Raw genomic sequence first — 23,855 nt, forward strand, 5'->3', positions numbered from 1 at the left:
CTCCCATGAAGAACCTGGCCCATAGCGCATCCTTTGATTCGGACGAAAAGTATGCACCATCAAAGCCTGGGATCAAACATCTAGTCCAGTGTTCCCGGCACCAGCGGGCAGGGACTGTCAGTCCTTCTTGTAGAGCAGCCAGCTCTTGCCGGCCCGGGGGCCTGCCATCGTCGAGTGCCTGGTGACGCGGTTGCGGCCGCTGACCTTCGAGCGATAGAGCGCCCGGTCGGCCTTGGTGTAGAGATCTTCGGGTCCTTCGGCTTCGGACGCCATGCAGATACCCATCGAGACGGTAACGGTGCCGTAATTCGTACCGGTCTGGCTGCTGGTGAACGGCGTCTGCGCGATCAGGGCACGAATACGCTCCGCGACGTCATAGGTGGCGTTCTCGCTGGCGCCCTCGATGATCAGCGCGAACTCCTCGCCGCCGGTGCGGGCGACGAACATGTCGCCGCGAATGCTGGTCTGGAAAATATCGGCGATGCTCTGGATGATCTTGTCGCCGACCGGGTGGCCATAGCGGTCGTTGATATCCTTGAAGCGGTCGATGTCGACAAGAACCAGGGCGTTGAACAGGATACCCCTGTTGCTGTTGTAGATCCTGGTGATCTCCTTGTCGAAGGCGCGCCGATTCCAGATATGGGTCAACGGATCGGTGTCGGCCAGCCGCTTATACTCCTCAAGCTTCGACTTGACGCTCTCGAGTTCGGCCGTCTTGTCGCTGAGCGTCGAGGCCACCTGCCGGCCGTGATCGATCGTCGAATTGGTGGCAACCGCCATGGCGTTGGCGATCTTCTGCAGGAGATCCTGAGAGAGAAGGCTGCGGCCGCTGAGGCCGCTCGATGTCTCATCGAGGATCCTGCCGTATTTCTCGATGTGGCTGCGCTCGCTCCGCAGCAACGAAGCAACCTCCTCGAGCTCCCTGGCGATGACGTCTCTGGCATGCTCGACGATGCCCGGACCATGGTTGTGGGCAAAGAAAGTGCGCCCGATCTGGTCCAGTTCATCTTGTGTCGGCCGGCTGCTCAGCGAAACGACGGCGAGGCTGAGTTCGCGATTGGTGCCGCTCAGCGCCTCGTAGAAAATCTCGTAGTTGCGCGGCAGGCTGAGCACGCCCAGCTGGCGCATTGTGGCAACGACACTGGCCGCGATGTCGGTGCTTCGTTCGGTCGGAAGAGCTGCCGGCTGCATTTTTGATTCTTCCCCTCGGATTCCGCTGTAGAATTCGCGGGTTCCCTTTGTCGCCGACCTGGGGAATGCGACCGACTCCAGAACAACTTGCAAAGGGATGCGTCCCCACCCACGACCTTCGCTTGCCATGACCATAAATGCGCCAGCGCTAAAGTTTCCTTAATTTGCCGAGATTCCACAGTTTTTCTCTACCTGCGGCTGTAAAAGCTTAAATTTGCGCACCCAATAATCGAAAACGACGCCAGTTTGGTGGCTTTGAATCCGAAATTCGCGCATCGCGCTCTTGAAAATGAAACCGAATTTCGGGTTCACCACGCCAGTACATGTCGCATTTGCTTGCGTGTGGTCGTCGCAAAGCTGGAATCCTGACGACGATGCTGAGGCAGAGTTTTCCTCGAGGAGGTCGAAATGAGCGACAATCACACGGGATCGTGTCTGTGCGGAGCGGTTCGCTTCAAAACGCACGGAGCGCTGCGTGGCGTCGTCTATTGTCATTGCTCGCAATGCCGCAAGCAGAGCGGACATTTCTATGCCGCGACCAATGTTGCCAACGCCGACATTGTGATCGAGGGCACGGAAAGTATCACCTGGTACGAAGCCTCTACCTTCGCCAGGCGTGGGTTCTGCAAGGCATGCGGATCGGTGCTGTTCTGGAAGCCGCGAGACCAGGACTACGTTTCAGTCATGGCGGGATCGTTCGACAAGCCGACAGGTCTTGAGGGGGAATGCCATATCTTCGTCGGTGACAAGGGTGACTACTATTCGATCGACGACGGGCTGCCGCAGTTTGAAAAGTCGACACCGTCCATACCGGTTGCTGAATGAATCTTGGACAAGTCACCTTATTCCATTGATCTGGCCAGCCATTGCATTATCCCGTGCCGGTGATTCGCAAAGGGGTTTGGCATGCAGCGGCTGATCGATGCTTATTTCAATTCGGTGCGGGCGTTTCGCAAGCTGGCCACCAGCGAGAAGGCTTTCCAGCAGGAGCTGATGCTGCTGGCGCTTGCCTTGCCGCTCGGCTGGTTCGTTTCGATCTCGTGGCGCGGTTATGCTTTGCTGATCGGCGCCGTGCTGCTCTTGATCATGGTCGAAGTGCTGAACACCGGCATCGAGGCGGCATGCGACGCTTTCAGCCGCGAGTTCAATGTCGATATCCAGTTGGCCAAGGATTGCGGTTCGCTGGCGGTGCTGATTTCGGTGCTCATCGTCGCCGGCGTCTGGGGTATCGCCATTATCGAGCGGATGACGGGACTACCGATCTAGCCTTTCGATGCCTACATGCCAGTCACCAAAGGAGACTGTCATGTCCGAAGCCACGAGCTTTCTGCTTCTTGAGCGTGCTGGCCTGCCAGACGATCTGCGCTGGCTCGTCGAAAAATACCCGCGTGAAAACTGGCAGGACCATGCCAACATCCATGGCATCGCCAATATGTGGCTGCAGCGGCACGACATGTTCCGCGAACTTGGCGGCATGCTGGCCAACGGTATTGGGGACTACCGTGAGGGACGGCTGACGGCGCCTGATTTCGCGCGCTGGTTCGCGCCGCGCCTCGATCATTTTCTTGGGCATCTCGACGGTCACCACAATGTCGAGGATTATCAATATTTTCCGGTCCTCGCCAAGGCCGAGCCCCGTTTGAAGCGCGGCTTCGAGATTCTCGATGCCGACCATCACACCATTCATGAAGGGCTGGAGCGCAATGCCGAGGCGGCCAACGCGTTCATCAAGACGCTTCAGGAGAGCGAAGACAGACAGCGCTTCGCCGCCGACGCCTATGCCGACGAAAACAGCCGGCTGATCGCCATGCTGACAAGGCATCTTGCCGACGAGGAAGACCTGATCATCCCGCTTATCCTCGATCGGGGGGATCAGGCGCTCGGCGTGGATTGACGATCAGCCCTCCCTGGCGCGTTCCTTCCTGGCGATGTGACGGGCGACGAGCCATGCCAGAACGGCCACGGTCAGGCCGATGCCAAGCCCGATCAGCAACCGTTCGTGATGCATCAACGCCTGGCCGATGACGTGCTCGGCTCCCAGTCCAAAGACATAACCGATCGTGCCGAACAGTACCGCCCAGACCGCCGATGAAAGCGCGTTGAGGATGACGAAGCGCGGCGCGGCAATGTTGGAAAGCCCGGCTGCAATGCCGCCGACGAGGCGCATGCCGTAGATATAGCGGTTGGACAGCACGAAAATGTCGGGATGGGTGTTGAGCAGCCGAAAGGCGCGGCGGAAGCCGGGCCGTTTGCGCAATCTGACGACATAGGGATGGTCGGCGAAGCTTCGTCCGAGGATGAAGAAGAAAGTATCGCCGACGAAGGCGCCGAGCGCGGCCGCAAGAACCGCGTGCCACAGGACGAAGACCTGCTGGTGGGCGAAGAAGCCGCCAAGGATGGCGGCACTTTCGCCCTCCGCGACGCAACCGATAAAGACCGCGAGCAGCCCGTATTGTTCGATGAAATGATGGATTGCGTCGGTCATGAAGCCGACTGCTGCGAAGACAGCCTTTCGTCGATCCGCTTGACCATTTCGGTCAGCTGCACGATCTCGTCGCGCATACCGAGAATCTGGCCGTGGCGCAGTTCATCCAGCTTTTCATGCAGCGCCATGATCTCGATCTCGGCTTTCAGGTTGACCTCGTAATCGTGGGCGGCGTCGATGCGGTCGCGTTCGGTCTGGCGGTTCTGCGCCATCATGATCACCGGCGCCTGCAAGGCGGCGACCATCGACAGAACGAGATTGAGGAAGATGAACGGGTAGGGATCGAAGGCGTCACGCGACAGCAGCCAGACATTGCCTGATGTCCACAGGATCAGAAAGGCGATGAAGGTCAGGATGAAGGACCATGACCCACCGATGCGGGCGATCGTGTCGGCGAGCCGGTCGCCGAAGGTCTGGTGGAAGGCGACGGCCTTGTTGGTGTCGCGCGAGATGGTGGTCCGTTCGAGCGTCGATTGCAGCACCCGGCTTTCGAGCTGGCTGAGGCCGTCCGGCCGCCGCTTGAGCCAGCGGTTCGCCAGGTCGTCGATCGTCTTGTTCATGGCCATCTCCAGGGTCTTTGGCTTGCCGTAAGAGGTAGAGGCTGCCGGCTCACACGGGAAGTGTTAGATTGATTCCAGTTGCCGAGGGACCAATGGCCGATTTCAAGAAAATTCGCGCACGCGCCGCAAAACGCAAGGGCGGCGAAGAGGAACTTACGTCGCTGCTGGGTCCGGCGCCTGACAATGCCGCCGTGGCTGACATCGCCGATGACCGCATTCTCTCTGTTATGGCCGAACGCGTCTTCGCCGCTGGTTTCGTCTGGCGCGTCATCGAGCAGAAATGGCCGGGCTTCGAGGAGGCGTTTCTGCGCTTCGAGCCGAAGCGGCTGTTGTTCCAGCCCGATGATTTCTGGCACGATCTGACGGCGGACCAGCGCATCGTGCGCAACCCGCAGAAGATCAGATCCGTGCGCGACAACGCTGCCTTCGTCGAGCGCGTGTCGAAGGAATATGGCGGTTTCGGCCAATTCCTCGCCAACTGGCCGGCTGACGACCAGGTCGGGCTGATGGCCTGGCTCGGCAAGCATGGCAGCCGGCTGGGCGGCAATACGGGCCAGTATTTCCTGCGCTGGCTGGGTTGGGATGCGTTCGTCATCTCGGGCGATATGGCCGCGGCGTTGCGCGACGCCGGCCTAGACATCGCCGAAAGCCCGACTTCGAAGAAGGACCTGGACAAGATCCAGAGGCAAATCAACCAATGGGCAGCGGAGACGCATCTGCCGCGCCGGCATATTTCACGCATCCTGGCGATGTCGATCGGCGAGAACCATTCGCCGCAAGCGCTGCGCGAATATATGGGCGACGACTGATACCTGGTCGTATCGCCACGATTGAAGTACGTTGATCGGTCCGTACACGGTTGACGTATGTCATCGGTCCGAATTGGTCCAAACGAACGCCATTGCCCGGGCAATTTTGCCGCGCTAAGTCAGCAGGCATGACCAAGAAGCTCGACATCCTGCGCATCGCCGTCGCCCAGCTCAATCCGACTGTCGGCGACATATCAGGCAATCTCGCCAAGGCCCGCGAGGCGAGGGCGGATGCCGCACGTCAAGGCGCCGATCTCGTGCTCTATACCGAGCTTTTCCTCGCCGGCTATCCGCCGGAGGATCTGGTGCTGAAGCCGGCCTTTTTGAAAGCCTGCGAAAAGGCGGCACAGGATTTTGCCGCCGACACCGCGGATGGAGGTCCCGGCGTCATCATCGGCACGCCGTTGAAGCGCAAGAGCGGCACGCACAATTCGATCGTCTTCGCCGATGGCGGCAAGATCATCGCGGAACGTTACAAGCTCGATCTGCCTAACTACGGCGAGTTCGACGAGAAGCGCGTCTTCCAGGCCGGACCCGAGATCCAGGGGCCGGTCAATTTCCGCGGCGTGCGCATCGGAGTTCCGATCTGCGAGGACATCTGGGGCGATGTCGATATCTGCGAGTCGCTGGCCGAAAGCGGGGCGGAAATCCTGCTGGTGCCGAACGGCTCGCCCTACTACCGCGCCAAGATCGATGTCCGCCACCAGGTCGTCATCCGCCAGGTCATCGAATGCGGGCTGCCGATGATCTATGCCAACCAGCTTGGCGGCCAGGACGAGCTGATCTTCGACGGCGCCTCGTTTGCCATTGGCGCCGACAAGACGCTTGCCTTCCAGATGAGCCAGTTCGAGGAAGCGGTCGACGTCACTACATGGAAACGCCAGGGCGATCACTGGGTCTGTTCCGAAGGGCCGATGTCGAAAATCCCGGACCGGGAGGAGGCCGACTATCGCGCCTGTATGCTAGGCCTGCGGGACTACGTCAACAAGAACGGCTTCAAGAATGTGGTGCTTGGTCTGTCCGGCGGCATCGATTCGGCGATCTGCGCGGCGCTCGCCGTCGATGCGCTCGGCGAGGAACGCCTGCGCGCGGTGATGATGCCCTACCGCTACACCTCGAAGGACTCGCTGAAAGATGCCGAGGATTGCGCGCGGGCGCTCGGCTGCCGCTACGACATCGTGCCGATCTTCGAGCCGGTCGAAGGGTTTCTGCACGCGCTGACGCAGATGTTCGAAGGCACCAAGGAAGGCATCACCGAAGAGAATCTGCAGAGCCGCGCGCGCGGCACCATCCTGATGGCGATCTCCAACAAGTTCGGCTCGATGGTCGTCACCACCGGCAACAAGAGCGAGATGTCGGTCGGCTACGCTACGCTCTATGGCGACATGAATGGCGGCTTCAATCCGATCAAGGATCTCTACAAGATGCAGGTCTACGCGCTGTCGCGCTGGCGCAACAGCCACGTGCCGCCGGGCGCGCTTGGCCCCTCGGGCGAGGTGATCCCGAAAAACATCATCGACAAGGCGCCATCGGCGGAATTGCGCGAGAACCAGACCGACCAGGATTCGCTGCCGCCCTATCCGGTGCTGGACGATATTCTCGAATGCCTGGTTGAGAACGAGATGGGTGTCGACGATATCGTCGCGCGCGGCCATGACCGGGCGACAGCGACGCGCATCGAGCACCTGCTCTACATCGCAGAATACAAGCGACGGCAGGCGGCGCCGGGCGTGAAGATCACCAAAAAGAATTTTGGCCGCGACCGCCGCTATCCCATCACCAATCGTTTCAGGGATCGCAGCTAAGTACCGAAAGCGCGCGGCGGTGCGGCCGGAGACAGCCATGCCCGATTGTGAAATCAGCTTCGACATGTCACGGATCGGTTTCCGTGCGACATCGGACCTGTTGATGGCAAGCTATTGGGGCGCCGGACGCACTGACGAAGTCCATCGCCGCGCCTTTGCCAATTCACTGTGCGTCGGTGCCTATGTCGATGGCAAGCAAGTCGGCTTCGGCCGCGCGATCACCGACCGCACGGTATTCGCCTATCTCGCCGATATCATCGTCTGGCCGGAGAACCGCGGGCAGGGCATAGGCAGCCGGCTCGTCCAGGCCCTGATCGACCATCCGGAGGTCAGGACCGTTTTCCATTGGAGCCTGTCGACCAGCGATGCCCATGGCATGTATGAAAAGCTCGGGTTCAAGCCATCAACCGATGGCCGCTACATGCGCTTCGATCGCGTTTCTGAATGAGGCGCGGCTTGCCCGCCATTGTTGCAAAATAATCGCAGTGGTTGGACCAGATACGCTTTTGGCGTCAGCCCGTCTTGGCGATGCATCGGAGCGTCTCTATAAGGACCCCTCCGCAATTGTCTTGCGGGAGGTCCGAATGGCAGTATTTCACATGGTAATGCGAGGCCGCGAAGCCTAGGTCTCATCCGGCGCTCAGCGAAGGTTTGCCCTTCGTGCTGATGCCGGATCGAGCACAGGCTTATGCCGATGCCGGTCGCCGCCCGATTATGGGCGAGACGCCAAATATGCCACTCCGCTTTCCGGGCACTCATTGGCCCCTTGCGCGGCTTCTTCAATTTTCGACCTACCGGGATCGGGCTCGTTTGTGCCCGAATGACATCATGGCTCGTTTTAAGATCGATTTGCGCGCGAGCGCCTTTCGCAGCGTTCTTGGCTTCACGCTTACCCATTGGCGGCGCCAGCCGTGGCGGCTTTCGCTCATCATGGGCAGCTTCCTGCTGTCGACACTGGCCGATGTGCTGACGCCGCTCTATTCCGGCCGGCTGGTCGACGCCGTCGCCAGCAGCGCCGGCGCCGACGCGATTGCCTGGAATGCCGCGCTGATGGCGTTCTCGATGCTGATGGCGTTGGCGCTGGCCGGCGTCGTGTTGCGCAACCTTGCGTTCATGGGGATCGTCGAGTTGACGTTGAAGATGATGGCCGACATCGCCGCCGATGCTTTCCATCGCGTCCAGCGCTTTTCCACCGACTGGCATGCCAACAGCTTTGCCGGCTCGACCGTGCGCAAGGTGACGCGCGGCATGTGGGCGCTCGACCTGCTCAACGACACCATCCTCATCGCGCTGCTGCCGTCGGTCGTCATGCTGGTCGGCTCGACGTTGCTGCTCGGCTGGTTCTGGCCGTTGATGGGTGCGGTCGTTGCTGCCGGTTCGGTGTTGTTCATCACGGTGACGGCGCTGCTGTCGCTTGGCTATGTCGCGCCGGCGGCAAGGCTCGCCAACACCTGGGATACCCGCCTCGGCGGCTCGCTGGCCGACGCGGTCAGCTGCAACGCCGTGGTCAAGGGCTTTGGCGCCGAGGAGCGCGAAGAACGCCGACTGGCCAAGGTCGTCGCCAAATGGCGTGCGCGCACACGGCGCACCTGGGTGCGCGGTACCATCAACGGCACCACGCAAGGGGTGCTGCTGCTGGTCATGCGCGCCGCGGTGATCGGCCTGGCGCTGATGCTGTGGTCGTGGGGGCAGGCGAGCGCCGGCGATGTTGCCTTCGTGCTGACCTCGCTCTTCGTGCTGCAGGGCTATCTCAGGGATATCGGCACGCATATCCGCAATCTGCAGCGCTCCATCAACGATATGGAAGAGCTGGTCGATTTCCAGTCCGAACCGCTCGGCATCGAGGACCGGCCCGGTGCCAAGCCGATCCGGATCACCGAAGGACGGATCAGCTTTGACAACGTCACCTTTCACTATGGCCATCACCGATCGGCGCTTTACCGCGACTTTTCGGTCGACATCGCGCCGGGTGAGCGCGTCGGGCTGGTCGGCCATTCCGGGTCGGGCAAGACGACCTTCGTCAAGCTTATCCAGCGGCTCTATGATGTGAATGCGGGGGAAATCCTGGTCGACGGCCAGGACATCTCGCAGGTGGCGCAAGCCTCGTTGCGCGGGCAGATCGCCATCGTCCAGCAGGAGCCGATCCTGTTCCACCGGTCGCTGGCCGAAAACATCGCCTATGCCAGGCCGAGTGCGACGCAGGAGGAGATCGAGCATGCCGCGAAGCTGGCGAGTGCGCATGACTTCATCACCAACCTGCCGAAGGGCTATGGCACGCTGGTCGGCGAACGCGGCGTGAAACTGTCGGGCGGCGAGCGCCAGCGCGTGGCGATCGCGCGCGCCTTCCTTGCCGATGCGCGTATCCTGATCCTCGACGAGGCGACATCGAGCCTCGATTCGGAGTCGGAGGTGCTGATCCAGCAGGCGATGGAGCGGCTGATGGTCGGCCGCACGACGCTGGTCATCGCGCACCGGCTTTCGACGGTGAGGGCGCTGGACCGCCTGCTGGTCTTCGATCGCGGCAACATCGTCGAGGAAGGCTCGCATGACGAACTGATCCGGCTGAAAGGCGGCATCTACCGTCGCCTGTTCGAACGCCAGGCGCTCGAGCTGACCAAGGGACTTGTGAGCTGACCTGAGGCGGCCTCCAGCTTCGGCCGGAGGCCGCCTCTGTCCGGCACGGTCAGCGGACTGGAGCAGGGCATGCGATCGCAGGGCCGCGGCCAACCCGCCGATCAGCGCCGTGATTCTGGCCGACTTGATTTGCCTGTGAAGTCCTGTCCGGATAGTAAGTCTTGAGACCTCTGTTCATCATACCGACCGAGATACGTTGTTTCTACCATTGGTTGATATATATCCGATGGAGGGCAACCTACGGACGTTCTTCACGATGCATCTTTCTGCAAATGCCGAGGAGAAGTTGGCTGCGCCGTCAGTGCTGGAATCTCAGCATGGCTTGGTTCGGCCGCTCGCCGCCGAAGATCTCGAGCGCGTCGCCGCACTCTTCCTGACGAAGTTTCGCCGGCGCCGCCGTCACCTCGTCGATCGCGCGATCGCGGAGACGGCCGCGTATATGAGAGAGATTTATCTCGACCCTGTCGGCCACTCCGGGGAAAGCAACGCTCTTGTCCAGATCAACCGGCACGGTCGTCTGGGTGGGTTCCTCGGCGTTCTGAAAGCCCGCTACGAGCTCAATGGAGCGGCATTGAATGCGGCGATCATCGGGCCGCTCATGGCCGACCCCGGCACCGATGACGGCTCGGCCGGTCCCCAATTGCTGCGTGCCTTGCATCAAGGCGAATTCGATCTGCAGCTGACCGATTCGGCCAACCGGACATCCTTGGCCTTCGCGCGCCCGATGAAGTATCAACTCCTTCCGGTGCATTGTCTGGGATGGACATATGTTTTCCGGCCGGCGGCGATGGCCGCCGCCGCACTGCACCGTAAATGGCCTGGCCTGCCTCGCCTTGTACTCGATCCATGCGCGAGAGCATTCGATGCTCTTGCGAAGAAAAGGTTCGAGCCACCGGTCCTCCATTCATCGTCGCATCGCACCCATCGTGAGCCGATCGATGCCGTTCAATTTGCCGAGAAGCTGCCGACCCTCCTGTCTGGTTACGCTCTTCGGCCGAGTTGGAAGGATGGGGAGCTGCCACGACTGCTTGCGCTGGCGGCCGAGAAGCGGGCCGACGGCCCCCTTCATTTCGGTGGGACCTACGACGAAACGGGCAAAATGCTCGGTTGTTATGCCTTTTATGGTCAAGCCGGCGACATGGCGAACCTGTTGCAGATCCAGGCATCCGGATCGCACTGGGGCGCGACGCTGGATGCGCTTGTCGCCGCCGCATGGGAGATGGGCTGCGTGGGTATCACCGGACAGACGCAGACCAGATTCATACCTCAACTCTTTGGCTACAAGAATGTCTTCTTCCGCTATGCCGGGGGAACGATGGTCCGCTCGCGGATCGCCGAGGTCACGGAAGCGGTCCGCTCCGGCGACATCTTTATCGGTGGATTGGTGGGCGACCGCTGGACCCGCCTCAGTTCCGATGATTTCGGCCGCTGATCGCCTTCAACCGACAGGATTGCGAACTCGGGTAACGGGTTCCTTCGCCGGCGCGTAGGCTGACGGAGCATTAAACGAAAAAACCGCCTGTGCGGCGGGTCACTGGCGCAAATCAGAACCATACCCAAATATGTACCATAGCTGAGGGCACCGAGTCAAGAAAAAATTCCTATCGTGAAAAGCTGCCGGCACAAAATGGGCACCGCCGGCCTGGGCGCCGTCGGAGGCGTCCACCGTCCGGTCTTTTCATTCCAGCCGCCATGTTCTATGTCTGCCGGCCAGCGCGGGGGCGCGTCTTGTCAACCACAAAAGCATCCGGTACGCCCCGTTCATGACAGTTACCGTTCGTTTCGCCCCGTCGCCGACCGGCCGCATTCACATCGGCAATGCGCGCACGGCTCTGTTCAACTGGCTGTTCGCCATGAACAACAAGGGCCGATTCATCCAGCGCTTCGACGACACCGACATTGCGCGCTCGAAGCAGGAGTTTTCCGACGCCATCCTCTACGACCTGCATTGGTTGGGCATTTTTCCCGACGCCACCGAGTACCAGTCGCGGCGCTTCGAAATCTATGACGCCGCGGTCGAGAGGTTGAAGGCGGCAGGCGTTCTCTATGCCTGCTATGAAACGCCGGAGGAACTCGATCTCAGGCGCAAGGTGCGCCGCACGCGCGGCCTGCCGCCGGTCTATGGCCGCGAGGCGTTGACCCTGACGCACGAGCAGATCGCCGAATACCAGGCCGATGGCCGCCAGCCGCACTGGCGGTTTCTCCTCCCCAATTTCTCAGGCGATCCACAACAGCCGGAACGCACCGAAATCCACTGGAACGACCTGGTGCGCGGCGAGGAAACCGTCGATCTGGCCTCGCTTTCCGATCCGGTCCTGATACGCGAGGACGGCACCTATCTCTACACGCTGCCTTCTGTCGTCGACGACATCGAGATGGGCGTCAGCCATATCATCCGGGGCGACGACCACGTCACCAACACCGGCGTGCAGATCGCCCTGTTCCAGGCGCTGGCTGCCGAGCCGCCACTGTTCGGCCACCATAATCTCCTGACCACCGCATCGGGCGAGGGCTTGTCGAAGCGCACCGGCGCACTCTCCATCGAGAGCCTGCGCGAGGACGGCATCGAGCCGATGGCCGTCACATCATTGGCCGTCCTGGTAGGCACTTCGGAGAATGTCGCGGCGGTGCCGACGATGGGCGAACTCGCCGAACGCTTCGATCCGGCGGCGACATCGAAATCCGCCGCCAAGTTCGATCCGGACGAGCTGTTCGTGCTCAACCGGTCGCTGCTGCACCACATGCCGTTCGCCGAGGCACAAGACCGTCTGATCGTGCTCGGCGTCTCCGGCGATCAGGCCGAACCGTTCTGGCTGGCGGTGCGCGGCAATCTCGACAGGCTGGCCGATGCGGTCAACTGGTGGCGTATCCTGCGTGAAGGACCGCAGGAGAAGCCGGAATTTTCCGATGACGACCGCGATTTCCTTCGACAGGCCTTCGATCTGCTGCCGGAGGAACCTTGGACCGCGACGATCTGGAAGGACTGGACGGGCAACATCAGGGAAGCGACCGGCCGCAAGGGCAAGGCGTTGTTCATGCCGCTCAGAACAGCCCTTACCGGACTGCCTTCGGGGCCGGAGCTTGCAGATCTATTGCCGCTGATGGGTCGGGAAGGAACGTTGGCCCGACGACCCTGACCTTCCGCTGTTCCGGCGGCAAGGCTGATATCGGCGACGTCACCGGCTTGGCGGAAACCCGCTTGATCGTCTCGCGGTCGAGCCCGCCTTCCTGATTGGCCAGCGTTTCGGGATCGGCACCTGGATCCGGTTTGGAGATCGGCACCGGAATGAACGGTGCGGAGTCCGTCTCGGGTTGCAACTGTTCCGGATTCGGCGGATTGCCGGCGATGATCTGAAAACCCTGCGCGGCGGCGTTGCAGCCGCAAGCCGGCGGCCGCGATATATCGGGCTGCTTGTAGAGATAGGCGGTCGGCAATTCGCTGTAGGGCCGGCCGGTGACAGATGACGTCATTGAGGCCGAATCGTCGCCCATGCCGCGCGAGTAGAAAACCTGCATTTCGGTGCCGGGGCAGCTCGATTCGCAATTCTTCTGGTCACGTTCGAAATCGCCAGCCGAGGCTGAGTTCGACATCGGGAAGAAGTAGCCGTCGCAGGTGCGCACACAGGAGGTGTGGAACTCACCGCCGACGCTCGGAAAATCGGGTATGCCGGGCTGGTTGAGCACCCGGCGGACATTGCGCTCCTCGCCTGGATCGCCGGGCGGGCTAGGCTCATCAAGCATATCGAGTTGCTGGCTGTTGCCGCCAAAAAGCTGATTGAACAGGTTTGCGCTGCCGCCGTCGCGGTTGGCTTCCTGCAAAGGCGTCCGCCGAGGCGCTACGATGTCGTCGCGGCAGCCCTTGGCGTCAAGCGCCGCCAGGATGCGTCCGCGGTCGCGGCGAGAGCCGCCGCCAGCCAGCCGCTCGCGCTTGTTCTGCAAGGCGTCGAGATTGGCATTCATGCGGTCGATCGTGGCGTTTAGCCCGGCGCATTGATTGAGGTTGCGGCCAAACAGCGAAAAACCGCACCCGGCCCGGCTCGCCTGGCTGCGAGCCTTCGAAATCTGCTCATGTTGCCTTGCAATTGCGGAATCGTATTTCCGGACTAGCGCCGGACCGCCGCCGCGCGAGGACGCGGCTAGATCGGCTTCCAGCTGGCGGCAGACCCGCGAAGCAGCCTGTGGCTCGGCCACCCCCCAGGTTGCGGACAACAGGAGGCCAAGCAGCACGGCAGCATGCGCCTGCTTCCACCCTCCGCTTGCCATCCGCCCAAACTCCGCCTGCCAAATCCCGACTGTTAGCCCCGCAAGGCTACCGTGTTCGCGGTTAACTGCAGTTTACCGCGAAATCCGTGTTCAGCCCAGATTGACGACCGCCTGTGCCTTGTGGGCGGCTTCGACCACGGCAAGCGCCGTCATGTTGACAACGCCGCGCGAGGTGACCGACGGCGTCAATATGTGCGCCGGCATGTCGGTGCCGAGCAGGATCGGCCCGACGTGTAGCGCATCCGTCATGGTTCTGAGCGCCGTCAGCGTGATGTTGGCCGAATCGAGGTTGGGGAACACCAGCAAATTGGCTTCGCCCTTCAGCCTCGAATGGGGATACACGCGCTGGCGCAGGTGCTCCGACAGAGCAGTGTCCGCATGCATCTCGCCATCGCATTCAAGGTCAGGCGCGATGCGCGCCAGGATCGCCGCTGCTTGCCGCATCTTCAGGGCACTGGGCGAATCGCGCGAGCCGAAATCGGAATGCGACAAGAGCGCTGCCTTAGGCTCGATGCCGAAGCGCTGGATTTCTTCCGCCGCCAGCACGGTCATTTCGGCGATTTCTTCCGCCGTCGGGTCGACGGAGACGTGGGTGTCGGTCAGGAAGATGATGCCGCGCTGCGAGATCAGCATGGAAAGCGTCGACAGGTCGTGGTCCTTGATGCCGGCGCGGGGGCCGATGATCAAGGTGACGTTGCGCAGGTGCCGCTCGAAGCGTCCTTCTAGTCCACAGACCATGGCGTCGGCATCGCCGCGTTTCAGCGCAAGTGCTGCGATCACCGTGTTGTCGGTGCGGACCATGGTGCGCGCGGCTTCCGTCGTGACGCCACGCCGGCCGGCGAGTTCGATCAAAAGGTCGACATAATGGCGATAGCGCGGATCGTCTTCCGGGTTGATCAGGCCGAAATCGACACCGGGCTTGATGCGCAAGCCGTAGCGCTTCAGGCGCACCTCGATGACGTGCGGGCGGCCGATCAGGATCGGCTCGGCGATGCCTTCTTCGAGCACCACCTGGGCGGCGCGCAACACGCGCTCATCCTCGCCGTCGGCATAGATGACGCGCTTGGCGGTCGACGCCTTGGCGGAGGAGAACACCGGCTTCATCACCAGGCCGGAGCGGAAGACGAAGCGGTTCAGCTTGTCGATATAGGCGGCGAAGTCGGTGATCGGCCTTGTCGCGACGCCGGTGTCGCAGGCTGCCTTGGCGACCGCGGGCGCTATGCGCAGGATCAGGCGCGGATCGAACGGCGAAGGAATCAGGAATTCAGGGCCGAAGATCGGCGTCTCGCCGGAATAGGCGCGGGCAGCGACGTCCGAAGGTTCCTCGCGGGCAAGGGCTGCGATGGCGCGGACCGCCGCCATCTTCATCTCCTCGTTGATAGCGCTGGCACCACAGTCGAGCGCGCCGCGAAAAATGTAAGGAAAACAAAGTACGTTGTTGACCTGATTGGGAAAATCGGAACGGCCTGTGCAGATCATCGCATCGGGGCGGGCGGCGCGTGCCGCCTCCGGCATGATCTCCGGATTGGGGTTGGCCAGCGCCAGGATCAGCGGCTTCGGTGCCATGTGCTGGAGCAGTTCCGGCTTCAGCACGCCTGCCGCCGACAAGCCGAGGAAGACATCGGCGCCCGATATGACGTCGGCCAGCGTGCGCGCCTCGGTGTCCTTCACATAAGGGTCTTTCCAGCGGTCCATCTCGTCGGTCCGCCCTTTGTAGGCAACGCCGAAACGGTCGGTGACCCAGATGTTTTCGACCTTGGCGCCGAGCGAGACCAGCAGGTTGAGACAAGCAAGGGCGGCAGCCCCGGCGCCGGAGGTGACGATCTTGATTTCAGATATGGTTTTTCCGGCGAATTCCAGCCCGTTGAGCACGGCGGCGGCGACGATGATGGCGGTGCCGTGCTGGTCGTCGTGAAACACCGGTATCTTCATGCGCGCCTTCAGCTGTTCCTCGACCTCGAAGCATTCCGGTGCCTTGATGTCCTCGAGGTTGATGCCGCCGAAGGTCGGCTCCAGCGCCGAGATCGTCTCGACCATGCGCTCAATACCGGGCGCGTCGATCTCTATGTCGAAGACATCGATGCCGGCGAACTTCTTGAACAGGACGGCCTTGCCTTCCATGACCGGTTTGGAGGCCAGCGGGCCGATATTGCCGAGGCCGAGAACGGCCGATCCGTTGGTGACGACGCCGACCAGATTGGCGCGCGCGGTATAATCGGCGGCGGTCGCCGGGTCGTCGCGGATTTCCAGGCAAGGGGCGGCGACGCCAGGCGAATAGGCGAGCGCGAGGTCGCGCTGATTGCCGAGCGGCTTGGTCGCCTGTATCTCGAGTTTTCCCGGCCTTGGGTGCTTGTGGAAGTAGAGGGCGGCTTCGTCGAGGTCCGAACGTGCCGTCTTTTTGCTCTCGCCTTCCATGCGGCCGCTCCCTCGAATTCTGGCTGGAGATTCCCTTTTAGCATGCAGCCGTGGTTTTTCGCGACGCTAATTGACGCGCCGAGAGCTTTACCCGGCGGCACGTCGAAAGCCACAATTAATCAGATGCTTATCTTGATTTTCTGACAGACGATTCCTGCAGTTTCACGGACAAGTTGATCAGAATGCGCTGACGTAGAGACCACCATCGACCGGTATGTTCTGCCCGGTCAGATAGCCGGCATGGACCGAGCACAGGAAGGCGCAGATCTGGCCGAATTCCTCCGGCGTACCGAGCCGCTTGGCCGGAACGTCGGCGCTGATGCGGGTCTTGCGCGCGGCTGCGGCCTCAGGGCTTTCGACACTGCCGGCTTCATGCGGGCCGCGCAGCCGGTCGGTGTCGAGCTTGCCCGGCAAAAGACTGTTGATGGTCACGTTGCGGTCGATCACCGTTCTGGCCACGCCGGCAAGAAACGAGGTCAGGCCGGCGCGCGCGCCGGACGAGAGATCAAGGCCGGGAATGGGCACATAGACCGACAGCGAGGTGATGTTGACGATGCGGCCGAAGCCGCGCGCCGCCATGCCGTCGAGGACAGCCTGGACCAGCTCGATCGGCGTCACCATGTTCTGGGTAACGCCTTCGAGGATCTTTTCGCGATCAAGCGTACGGAAATCGCGAAGCGGCGGGCCGCCATTGTTGTTGACGAGGATGTCCGGCTCGGGGCAAGCTGCGAGCAGCGCCTTCTGCACCTCCGGCTTCGAAACGTCGCCAACGACTTCCGTCACCGTGACGCCATAGCGCTCGCGCAACTCAGCGGCGGTTTTCGCCACCAGTTCGGCGTTGCGCCCGTTGACCACGACATCGCAGCCGGCCTCGGCCAGCGCCATGGCGCAACCGAGCCCAAGTCCCTTGCTCGAAGCGCAGACGATGGCCTTCTTTCCGCGGATACCAAGATCCATGACGATTTCTCCTGTGATTTGGCCGGCAAGCTAGTCCTTCGGCTGGACCAATCGCAACCGTCATACGGTTGTTGCATGAATCGGGGCATAGGCTCGCGAAAGCAACGGTGAAATCGCGATGTCCGGCCAAGAGCCCCGCACTTTCCGCAGCATGTTCATTTCCGACGTCCATCTGGGCTCGAAGGCGGCCAAGGCCGAGTTCCTGATCGATTTCCTTCGATATCACGATGCCGATATCATCTATCTGGTGGGCGACATCGTCGACGGCTGGCGGCTGCGACGGAGCTGGCATTGGCCGCAAAGCCACAATGACGTCGTGCAGAAACTGCTGCGCAAGGCGCGCAAGGGCGCCAACATCACCTACATCGCCGGCAACCATGACGAGTTCGCCCGCCAGTTCCAGGGCGTGCATTTCGGCGGCATCGTCGTCGCCGACAGCGCCATCCACGAGACCGCCGACGGCAAGCGCCTGCTCGTCATCCATGGCGACCAGTTCGACACCGTCGTCCACAATGCGCGCTGGCTCGCCTATCTCGGCGACCATGCCTATGACGCGGCCATGCTGGTCAATCGCGTGGTGACGCGGCTGCGGCAACTGCTCGGCCTGCCGTATTGGTCGTTTTCGTCCTGGGCCAAGCACAACGTCAAGAAGGCGGTGAACTTCATCGGCTCGTTCCAGACCATGCTTGCGGACGAGGCGCGCCGCTCGCATGTCGACGGCGTCATCTGCGGCCACATCCATCATGCCGTCATCGAGAATTTTGGCGATGTCCAGTACATCAACACCGGCGACTGGGTGGAAAGTTGTACGGCCGTGGTCGAGCATTTTGACGGCCGCATGGAAATCCTGACCTGGGCGCAGGTGCTGCCCGAAGCGCCGGACGATCCCTTTATCCCGTTGCTCATCGAAGATCGGGTAGGGCAGGCGGCATAGTCCGAAGTCTTTTCGGGCTTCGGAATCAATCAATTAGTCCAAACGGTTTCGCCCGGTTTTCGTCCATGTTAAGGGATCGACACGCGTTGCCGTCCGGTCGAATACAGCGCGATTGGATCGATTCATGGCCCTGCCGCAGCTCTCGCCCGAACAACTCGTCAAGCCGCGCCATTTCGAACTGCGCATGAGCCTGATCTTCGCGACGCTGTACGTGCCGCTCGGAACGCATTTGCCTTATTTTCCACTGTGGCTGCAGGCCAAGGGTTTTCACGCCGAGCAGATCGCCGTCATTCTGGCGGCGCCGATGTTCCTGCGCGTGGTGACGACGCCGTTACTGACCGCGCTGGCCGACCGTGCCAGGGACCGCGCCGATGTCTATGTCGCGCTGATGGCTGCATCACTGCTCTTGTCGGCAGGTTATTTCCTGCCGCCGACCTATGCGATGGTGCTGGCGGTCTCATTGGCGCTGACCATTGTCTGGACGCCGCATTCGCCGATCGCCGATTCGCTGGCGCTTTCGGGGGTCCGCCGCTTCGGTTCGAACTACACAAGCATGCGCAAATGGGGCTCGATCTCCTATCTCTGCGCCAATGTCGCCGGCGGCTTCATTCTGTCGGCAGCCGGCTCGCAGGCCGTTCCGGTTGTCATTCTGGCGGCGTTTGCCGCGGCCCTTGCCGCCGGCCTGCTGGCGCCGCGTCTAGGCCGTCCGCGGCGCGCCTCACCGCTGTCGGCCGCCGACATCCAGCATTCGGCGCCGAAGCTTCTCAACCCGTATTTCCTGTATTTTTCCGTCGGCGTCGGCGTCATCACCGCCAGCCACGCATTCCTCTACGGTTTCGTCTCCATCTATTGGAAATCGATCGGCATCAGTGATTCGGTTGTCGGTCTCTTATGGGCTTGGGGTGTGGTGTCGGAAGTCTGCATGTTCATGATGTTCACCCGCTTTTTTGACCGGTTCTCCGTCGTGTCGATCATGGTGATGGCGGGGATCGGCTCCATCGTGCGCTGGATCGCCTTTCCGCTGGTCTGGCCGCTCGGCCTCGGCATTCCCGGTTTCTTCGGTGTCCAGTCGCTGCACTCGGTCTCGGTGGCGCTTGGGCTGATCGGCCTGCAGAAGATGATCGGCGAAACCGTCTCCGAGGAGCGGACAGGTGCCGCGCAAGGCATTGCCTATTTCTCCAACGGCTTCTTCATGGCGGTGGTGACGCTGGCGTCCGGCCCGCTCTACGACCGTCTCGGCGTGGACGGCTTCTTTGCCATGATCCCGATCGCCTTGATCGGGCTGGTGCTCATCGGGCTTGCTGCGCGCTCAGCCCCACAGCGCCACATCGGGCGGTGACACCAGCGATCCCTGGTAGATAAGGCCCGGTACCCGGTCGCGGGCAAGCAGCAGCGGACCGTCGAGGTCGACGAAATCGGCATGCTGGGCAAGCAGCACCGCTGGCGCCATCGCCAGTGACGTGCCGACCATGCAGCCGACCATCACGCCGAAACCGAGTTCGCGGGCGCGATCGCGCAGCACCAGTGCCGCAGTCAGGCCTCCCGACTTGTCGAGCTTGATGTTGACGGCATCGTAGAGACCGACAAGCGCTTCGAGATTCTCAGCCTCATGCACGCTTTCATCGGCGCAGATCGGCACGGGATGGGCGATATGGCGCAGGATCTCGTCACGACCGGCCGGCAGCGGCTGTTCGATCAGCGCGATGCCTTGTTCGGCGGCAAAGGCGAGGTTCGCAACGATGTTGTCGTCGCTCCAGCCCTCATTGGCGTCGAGGATGATGCGGCTGTCTGGCGCTGCCTGCCTGACCGCGCGGATGCGGGCAATGTCGTTGTCGCCGCCGATCTTGACCTTGAGTAGCGGCCGCGCGGCATTGGCGCGGGCCTGCGCCGCCATCGCCTCCGGCTCGCCCAGCGACAGCGTGTAGGCGGTTTCGAGCGCCTGCAAGGGAAGAGCACCTATCGCGACTGCTACCGAGGTTCCGCTGAGCTTTGCCTCCAGATCCCACAGGGCGCAGTCTATGGCGTTGCGGGCGGCTCCGGCCGGCATCGCATCGAGCAAGGCGGTCCGGCCGATGCCACCGGCGATCCGGCCACGCATGGCCTCGATGGCGTCGCGCACGCCCTCCATGGTCTCGCCATAGCGCTTGTAGGGGACACATTCGCCGCGGCCGAAGTGGCCGCCGTCGCCGATCGTGCAGGAAATCACCTCGGCTTCGGTCTTGGAACCGCGCGAAATGGTGAAGGTTCCGGCGATGGGAAAACGCTCGGCCTCGACCGAAATGACACGCGCCATATTTTTCTGCTCCTGCTATGCGACAACCGTTGTCGGCAAATCGACAGGTCAGACCCGTCAGGCTAAACAGGACGCCATGTTGACCATCGGCAAGCGCGACGCAAGCGGCACGACCGCAGGGGAGGCTGACCACGAACCGCGCGTGGCGATCGGCGAGGAGGATGGCGTTCTTGGCTGCGCTTTCTCCGGAATCTGGACCACAAGGACCGTCGCGCTCATCGACGCCGACATGCGCAAGATCGAAAAGCGAAGCGGCTTCAAAACCTTGGCGCTCGATGTTTCCAAGATCGAGAAGATGGACACCGCCGGCGCCTGGCTGATCGACCGGCTGGTCAGCGCCTTCGAGAAGAAGGGCGTCGAGATCCAGATGCAAGGCCAGAGCGAGATCGCTTCGATCCTGCTCGAAGCTGTCGGCGAGGCCGTGCGGCGCGAACCCGAATCCGGCCCGGCGCGACCGCCCAACATCGTCATTCGCGCGCTGGAGGCGGTTGGCCGCCGGGTCTACGAGATGCGCGACGATTTTCTCGCCTCGATGAACATCCTCGGCGCCACCATCCGTGGCGCGCAGATGAAGCTCGGCCGTGGCCATGCCGTCAACCCGGCGGCGATTTTCAACCAGATCGACCGCATGGGCGTCGGCGCCATTCCGGTGGTGGTGCTGATGTCGGCGATCGTCGGCGCCATCGTTGCCCAGCAAGGCGCCTATCAGCTCAGCTATTTCGGCGCCGATATCTTCGTCGTCGATCTGGTCGGCGTGCTGATCCTGCGCGAGCTTGGCGTGCTGATGACGGCGATCATGATCGCCGGCCGCTCCGGCAGTGCGATCACCGCCGAGATCGGCTCGATGAAGATGCGCGAGGAGGTCGACGCGCTGAAGGTCATCGGGCTCAACCCGATCGGCGTCCTGGTCTTTCCGCGGCTCGTGGCGCTGGTCATCGCCTTGCCGTGCCTGACCATCATCGCCAATTTCGCCGCACTCGGCGGCGGCATACTGGCTGCCTGGCTCTATTCCGACATCCCGCCCGCCGCCTTCATCGACCGGCTGCGCGTCGCCATCGATCTCAGCACCATCTTTGCCGGCCTGATCAAGGCGCCGTTCATGGCCATGATCATCGGCACGATTGCCTCGGTCGAAGGCATGAAGGTCGGCGGCAGCGCCGAATCGCTCGGCCAGCATGTTACCGCTTCGGTTGTGAAGTCGATCTTCGTCGTCATCATCCTCGACGGACTTTTCGCCATGTTCTACGCAGCGATCGAGTTCTGAGATGAAGCTGCGAAACAGGAAAAGGGCAGGCGCATTGGCTGAGGACGCGGGTGAGGGCGACATCGTGCTATCCGCGCATGACATCAGCGTGTCCTTCGCCGACAAGCTTATCCTCGACAGACTGTCGCTCGACATAAGGCGCGGCGAAATCCTTGGATTTGTCGGCGCCTCGGGTGCTGGTAAATCCGTTCTGCTGCGCACCATTCTCGGCCTGACGCGCAAGCAGTCGGGTACGATCAAGCTGTTCGGCGTCGATATCGAGAAAGCTGATGATGCCGAGCGTCTGCGCATCGACATGCGGCTTGGCGTGCTGTTCCAGCACGGCGCGCTGTTCTCGGCGCTGACAGTGCTGGAAAACGTCCAGGTGCCGATGCGCGAATATCTCGACCTGCCGCGAAAGCTGATGGACGAACTGGCGATGCTCAAGATCGAGCTGGTCGGGCTGCCGCCCGATGCAGCGCAGAAATTCCCGTCCGAACTGTCCGGCGGCATGATCAAGCGCGCCGCGCTGGCCCGGGCGCTCGCGCTCGATCCCGACATCGTCTTCCTCGACGAGCCGACATCGGGCCTCGATCCGATCAGCGCGGCGGAGTTCGACGAGCTGGTGGTCAAGCTGCGCGATACGATGGATCTGACCGTCTACATGGTGACGCACGATCTCGACACGCTGTTCACCGCTTGCGACCGGGTGGCCGTGCTCGGCAAGAAAAAAGTGCTGGTCGAAGGCACCATCGGCGACATGCTGAAGAGCGAGGAACCGTGGGTAAAGTCCTATTTCCGCGGAAAACGCGCCCGGCAACTTGATCTTGCGGCGCGCGCATAGCCATAAGTGGGACAATGGAAACCAGAGCCAACTACGTCATTGTCGGCATCTTCACGCTGGCCGCGATCCTGGCGGCGTTTGCCTTCGTCTACTGGACGGCGGCCATCGGCGACAAGGGCGAGACGACGTTGCTGCGCGTGCGCATTCCGGGCTCTGCGTCCGGGCTTGGCCGCGGCAGTTTCGTGCTGTTCAACGGGGTCAAGGTCGGCGACGTCAAGCGCGTCTATATCGACGTCGACAATCCGACGGTTGCCATCGCCGATACCGAGATCGACCGCATGACGCCGATCACCAAATCGACGCAAGCCGATATCGGGCTTGCCGGCCTGACCGGGCAGGCCAACATCGAGCTCAAGGGCGCCGACCCCAAGGAAGTGAAACTCCTCGACCAGGCGGAAAAGGAAGGCAAGGTCGCCGAGATCGTCGCCAACCCGTCGGCGGTGACCAACCTCTTGCAGACGGCGCAGAATATCTTCACCCGCGCCGACAAGGTGCTGACCGAGCTCGAAGGCTTCACCAGGGACGTTCGCGGGCCGCTGACGCAGACCGTCCAGAATGTCCAGACCTTCTCCGATGCGCTGGCCAAGAATTCGGACGGCATCGACAAGTTCCTGTCCGCCGCCAGCACGCTGGCGGATGAGCTGAAAGGCGTTTCCGGCAAACTCGACGGCACGCTGAAAGCAGCCGAAGGCCTTCTCAACGCCGTCGACAAGGACAAGATCAAGAGCATCGTCGCCAATGTCGACGCGGTAACCGGTAACCTCAAGGAGACGTCGAAACAGCTCGACGGCGTGATCAAGAACGTCGATACGGCCCTGGGGTCGGTCAACGATTTTACCAAACGGACGCAAGGCACGCTGGCCAAGGTCGACAACGTGCTCGACGGTATCGATCCCGCACAAGTGCGCTCGGCGCTCGCCAACATCCAAAAGGCCAGCGAGAGCGCCGACAAGGCCGCCGCCGACATCGCTGAGGTTACCCACAAGTTCGCCAACCGGGCCGACGACATCGACCAGACGATCAAGGATGCAAAGCAGCTCGCGCAACGGCTCAACGATGCCTCGGTGCGCGTCGATGGCATTCTTGCCAAGGTCGATACCTTGCTCGGGTCGGGCCAGGCCGACGGCGTGATGGCGGATGCCAGGGCGACGCTGAAGTCGTTCAAGCAGGTTGCCGACACGCTGAATGCCCGCCTTGGCGTCATCACCGACAATCTGGCGCGCTTCTCGGGACAGGGGCTTTCGAATGTCGAGGCTTTGGTGCAGGACAGCCGCCGTTCGATCAGCCGCATCGAAGAGGCGGTGACCGATCTCAGCCGCAATCCGCAGCGCATCCTTTCGGGTGGCGACGGCGAGGTTCGGCAATTCGATGGCAGGGCGCGGCGTTGACTTCGGCGACGGCGCGCCCCAGAAACATGAGCCG

The 23,855-nt window shown here is 62.0% G+C and carries 21 protein-coding genes; 14 read left to right on the forward strand and 7 right to left on the reverse strand.

The window, feature by feature from the left end:
• Window positions 1-117: 117 nt before the first annotated feature.
• A complete protein-coding gene (locus NKH97_RS28780) occupies window positions 118-1,191 on the reverse strand; it encodes a diguanylate cyclase (protein ID WP_352775673.1) in 1,074 nt (357 codons plus the stop codon).
• Window positions 1,192-1,599: 408 nt separating this feature from the next.
• On the opposite strand from NKH97_RS28780, the gene NKH97_RS28785 reads away from it, so the two are divergent.
• From NKH97_RS28785 to NKH97_RS28795, 3 genes are all read left to right on the forward strand, one after another.
• Window positions 1,600-2,016 carry a GFA family protein gene (locus NKH97_RS28785; RefSeq protein ID WP_023810559.1) on the forward strand — a complete coding sequence of 139 codons (417 nt, stop codon included), beginning with the start codon at window positions 1,600-1,602 and terminating at the stop codon, window positions 2,014-2,016.
• Window positions 2,017-2,097: 81 nt separating this feature from the next.
• Window positions 2,098-2,457: a diacylglycerol kinase gene (locus NKH97_RS28790; RefSeq protein WP_352775670.1), complete on the forward strand. Its 360-nt coding sequence runs from the start codon at window positions 2,098-2,100 to the stop codon at window positions 2,455-2,457.
• A gap of 40 nt (window positions 2,458-2,497) precedes the next feature.
• Window positions 2,498-3,085 carry a hemerythrin domain-containing protein gene (locus tag NKH97_RS28795; protein ID WP_352799261.1) on the forward strand — a complete coding sequence of 196 codons (588 nt, stop codon included), beginning with the start codon at window positions 2,498-2,500 and terminating at the stop codon, window positions 3,083-3,085.
• A gap of 3 nt (window positions 3,086-3,088) precedes the next feature.
• On the opposite strand, the gene NKH97_RS28800 is transcribed toward NKH97_RS28795, so the two are convergent.
• Window positions 3,089-3,676 carry a DedA family protein gene (locus NKH97_RS28800; protein WP_023810563.1) on the reverse strand — a complete coding sequence of 196 codons (588 nt, stop codon included), beginning with the start codon at window positions 3,674-3,676 and terminating at the stop codon, window positions 3,089-3,091.
• The gene (locus NKH97_RS28805; RefSeq protein ID WP_023810564.1) at window positions 3,673-4,236 is read right to left on the reverse strand and encodes a DUF1003 domain-containing protein; all 564 of its coding nucleotides are present in this window, start codon (window positions 4,234-4,236) and stop codon (window positions 3,673-3,675) included. Before NKH97_RS28805 ends, NKH97_RS28800 begins: the two co-directional genes overlap by 4 nt.
• A gap of 92 nt (window positions 4,237-4,328) precedes the next feature.
• Here NKH97_RS28805 and NKH97_RS28810 point away from each other — a divergent pair, with 92 nt between their 5' ends.
• The 6 genes from NKH97_RS28810 to gltX all read left to right on the forward strand — a co-directional run bounded on the left by NKH97_RS28810 (window position 4,329) and on the right by gltX (window position 12,621).
• Complete coding sequence (locus NKH97_RS28810) at window positions 4,329-5,045, forward strand: DNA-3-methyladenine glycosylase I (RefSeq protein WP_023810565.1); 717 nt, start codon at window positions 4,329-4,331, stop codon at window positions 5,043-5,045.
• A 128-nt stretch (window positions 5,046-5,173) separates the two neighbouring features.
• Entirely contained in the window at window positions 5,174-6,850 is a 1,677-nt protein-coding gene (locus NKH97_RS28815; RefSeq protein ID WP_023810566.1) for an NAD+ synthase, read from the forward strand.
• 37 nt (window positions 6,851-6,887) lie between these two features.
• Window positions 6,888-7,298, forward strand: a complete 411-nt coding sequence (locus tag NKH97_RS28820) for a GNAT family N-acetyltransferase (protein ID WP_352612797.1) — start codon at window positions 6,888-6,890, stop codon at window positions 7,296-7,298.
• A gap of 380 nt (window positions 7,299-7,678) precedes the next feature.
• Window positions 7,679-9,484, forward strand: coding sequence for an ABC transporter ATP-binding protein (locus NKH97_RS28825; RefSeq protein WP_352612798.1), 1,806 nt, complete (start codon window positions 7,679-7,681; stop codon window positions 9,482-9,484).
• Between the two features lie 226 nt (window positions 9,485-9,710).
• Window positions 9,711-10,916, forward strand: a complete 1,206-nt coding sequence (locus NKH97_RS28830) for a hypothetical protein (RefSeq protein WP_352612799.1) — start codon at window positions 9,711-9,713, stop codon at window positions 10,914-10,916.
• A 331-nt stretch (window positions 10,917-11,247) separates the two neighbouring features.
• Window positions 11,248-12,621, forward strand: coding sequence for a glutamate--tRNA ligase (gene gltX, locus NKH97_RS28835; RefSeq protein WP_352775667.1), 1,374 nt, complete (start codon window positions 11,248-11,250; stop codon window positions 12,619-12,621).
• On the opposite strand, the gene NKH97_RS28840 is transcribed toward gltX, so the two are convergent.
• The 3 genes from NKH97_RS28840 to NKH97_RS28850 form a co-directional block, all read right to left on the reverse strand.
• Window positions 12,539-13,747 (reverse strand): DUF2865 domain-containing protein, encoded by a 1,209-nt coding sequence (locus tag NKH97_RS28840; RefSeq protein WP_352775665.1) that lies wholly within the window; start codon window positions 13,745-13,747, stop codon window positions 12,539-12,541. The genes gltX and NKH97_RS28840 overlap by 83 nt on opposite strands.
• Before the next feature lie 90 nt (window positions 13,748-13,837).
• Window positions 13,838-16,162, reverse strand: a complete 2,325-nt coding sequence (locus NKH97_RS28845; RefSeq protein WP_352775663.1) for an NADP-dependent malic enzyme — start codon at window positions 16,160-16,162, stop codon at window positions 13,838-13,840.
• Window positions 16,163-16,339: 177 nt separating this feature from the next.
• On the reverse strand, window positions 16,340-17,119 hold the full coding sequence (locus NKH97_RS28850) for an SDR family oxidoreductase (RefSeq protein ID WP_023810574.1): 780 nt from the start codon (window positions 17,117-17,119) through the stop codon (window positions 16,340-16,342).
• A 118-nt stretch (window positions 17,120-17,237) separates the two neighbouring features.
• On the opposite strand from NKH97_RS28850, the gene NKH97_RS28855 reads away from it, so the two are divergent.
• Together NKH97_RS28855 and NKH97_RS28860 are read left to right on the forward strand one after the other, a co-directional pair.
• Entirely contained in the window at window positions 17,238-18,053 is an 816-nt protein-coding gene (locus tag NKH97_RS28855) for a UDP-2,3-diacylglucosamine diphosphatase (protein ID WP_352799267.1), read from the forward strand.
• A 124-nt stretch (window positions 18,054-18,177) separates the two neighbouring features.
• Window positions 18,178-19,392, forward strand: coding sequence for an MFS transporter (locus NKH97_RS28860; RefSeq protein ID WP_352799268.1), 1,215 nt, complete (start codon window positions 18,178-18,180; stop codon window positions 19,390-19,392).
• On the opposite strand, the gene dgcA is transcribed toward NKH97_RS28860, so the two are convergent.
• Window positions 19,363-20,346, reverse strand: a complete 984-nt coding sequence (gene dgcA, locus NKH97_RS28865; protein WP_352631662.1) for an N-acetyl-D-Glu racemase DgcA — start codon at window positions 20,344-20,346, stop codon at window positions 19,363-19,365. The genes NKH97_RS28860 and dgcA overlap by 30 nt on opposite strands.
• Before the next feature lie 76 nt (window positions 20,347-20,422).
• Here dgcA and NKH97_RS28870 point away from each other — a divergent pair, with 76 nt between their 5' ends.
• Genes NKH97_RS28870 through NKH97_RS28880 form a run of 3 tightly spaced genes read left to right on the forward strand, consistent with a single transcriptional unit; the run spans window position 20,423 to window position 23,821 of the window.
• On the forward strand, window positions 20,423-21,610 hold the full coding sequence (locus tag NKH97_RS28870) for an MlaE family ABC transporter permease (protein ID WP_023810578.1): 1,188 nt from the start codon (window positions 20,423-20,425) through the stop codon (window positions 21,608-21,610).
• A gap of 1 nt (window position 21,611) precedes the next feature.
• On the forward strand, window positions 21,612-22,433 hold the full coding sequence (locus tag NKH97_RS28875; protein ID WP_128303560.1) for an ABC transporter ATP-binding protein: 822 nt from the start codon (window positions 21,612-21,614) through the stop codon (window positions 22,431-22,433).
• Window positions 22,434-22,447: 14 nt separating this feature from the next.
• A complete protein-coding gene (locus NKH97_RS28880; protein WP_352612804.1) occupies window positions 22,448-23,821 on the forward strand; it encodes an MlaD family protein in 1,374 nt (457 codons plus the stop codon).
• The last annotated feature ends 34 nt before the right edge of the window (window positions 23,822-23,855 follow it).

It is taken from the genome of Mesorhizobium sp. M0870 (genome assembly GCF_040319775.1).
In the GTDB taxonomy this organism is placed as follows: domain Bacteria; phylum Pseudomonadota; class Alphaproteobacteria; order Rhizobiales; family Rhizobiaceae; genus Mesorhizobium.

Bases quoted from the DNA above. Each gene is read 5' to 3' on its own strand.
- NKH97_RS28790 (WP_352775670.1), top strand. From the start codon at position 2,098: ATGCAGCGGCTGATCGATGCTTATTTCAATTCGGTGCGGGCGTTTCGC.
- NKH97_RS28810 (WP_023810565.1), top strand. From the start codon at position 4,329: ATGGCCGATTTCAAGAAAATTCGCGCACGCGCCGCAAAACGCAAGGGC.
- NKH97_RS28870 (WP_023810578.1), top strand. From the start codon at position 20,423: ATGTTGACCATCGGCAAGCGCGACGCAAGCGGCACGACCGCAGGGGAG.
- NKH97_RS28880 (WP_352612804.1), top strand. From the start codon at position 22,448: ATGGAAACCAGAGCCAACTACGTCATTGTCGGCATCTTCACGCTGGCC.
- NKH97_RS28850 (WP_023810574.1), bottom strand. From the start codon at position 17,119: ATGGATCTTGGTATCCGCGGAAAGAAGGCCATCGTCTGCGCTTCGAGC.
- NKH97_RS28780 (WP_352775673.1), bottom strand. From the start codon at position 1,191: ATGCAGCCGGCAGCTCTTCCGACCGAACGAAGCACCGACATCGCGGCC.
- NKH97_RS28825 (WP_352612798.1), top strand. From the start codon at position 7,679: ATGGCTCGTTTTAAGATCGATTTGCGCGCGAGCGCCTTTCGCAGCGTT.
- NKH97_RS28830 (WP_352612799.1), top strand. From the start codon at position 9,711: ATGGAGGGCAACCTACGGACGTTCTTCACGATGCATCTTTCTGCAAAT.
- NKH97_RS28845 (WP_352775663.1), bottom strand. From the start codon at position 16,162: ATGGAAGGCGAGAGCAAAAAGACGGCACGTTCGGACCTCGACGAAGCC.
- dgcA (WP_352631662.1), bottom strand. From the start codon at position 20,346: ATGGCGCGTGTCATTTCGGTCGAGGCCGAGCGTTTTCCCATCGCCGGA.
- NKH97_RS28805 (WP_023810564.1), bottom strand. From the start codon at position 4,236: ATGAACAAGACGATCGACGACCTGGCGAACCGCTGGCTCAAGCGGCGG.
- NKH97_RS28785 (WP_023810559.1), top strand. From the start codon at position 1,600: ATGAGCGACAATCACACGGGATCGTGTCTGTGCGGAGCGGTTCGCTTC.
- NKH97_RS28820 (WP_352612797.1), top strand. From the start codon at position 6,888: ATGCCCGATTGTGAAATCAGCTTCGACATGTCACGGATCGGTTTCCGT.
- NKH97_RS28795 (WP_352799261.1), top strand. From the start codon at position 2,498: ATGTCCGAAGCCACGAGCTTTCTGCTTCTTGAGCGTGCTGGCCTGCCA.
- NKH97_RS28840 (WP_352775665.1), bottom strand. From the start codon at position 13,747: ATGGCAAGCGGAGGGTGGAAGCAGGCGCATGCTGCCGTGCTGCTTGGC.
- gltX (WP_352775667.1), top strand. From the start codon at position 11,248: ATGACAGTTACCGTTCGTTTCGCCCCGTCGCCGACCGGCCGCATTCAC.
- NKH97_RS28800 (WP_023810563.1), bottom strand. From the start codon at position 3,676: ATGACCGACGCAATCCATCATTTCATCGAACAATACGGGCTGCTCGCG.
- NKH97_RS28875 (WP_128303560.1), top strand. From the start codon at position 21,612: ATGAAGCTGCGAAACAGGAAAAGGGCAGGCGCATTGGCTGAGGACGCG.
- NKH97_RS28855 (WP_352799267.1), top strand. From the start codon at position 17,238: ATGTCCGGCCAAGAGCCCCGCACTTTCCGCAGCATGTTCATTTCCGAC.
- NKH97_RS28860 (WP_352799268.1), top strand. From the start codon at position 18,178: ATGGCCCTGCCGCAGCTCTCGCCCGAACAACTCGTCAAGCCGCGCCAT.
- NKH97_RS28815 (WP_023810566.1), top strand. From the start codon at position 5,174: ATGACCAAGAAGCTCGACATCCTGCGCATCGCCGTCGCCCAGCTCAAT.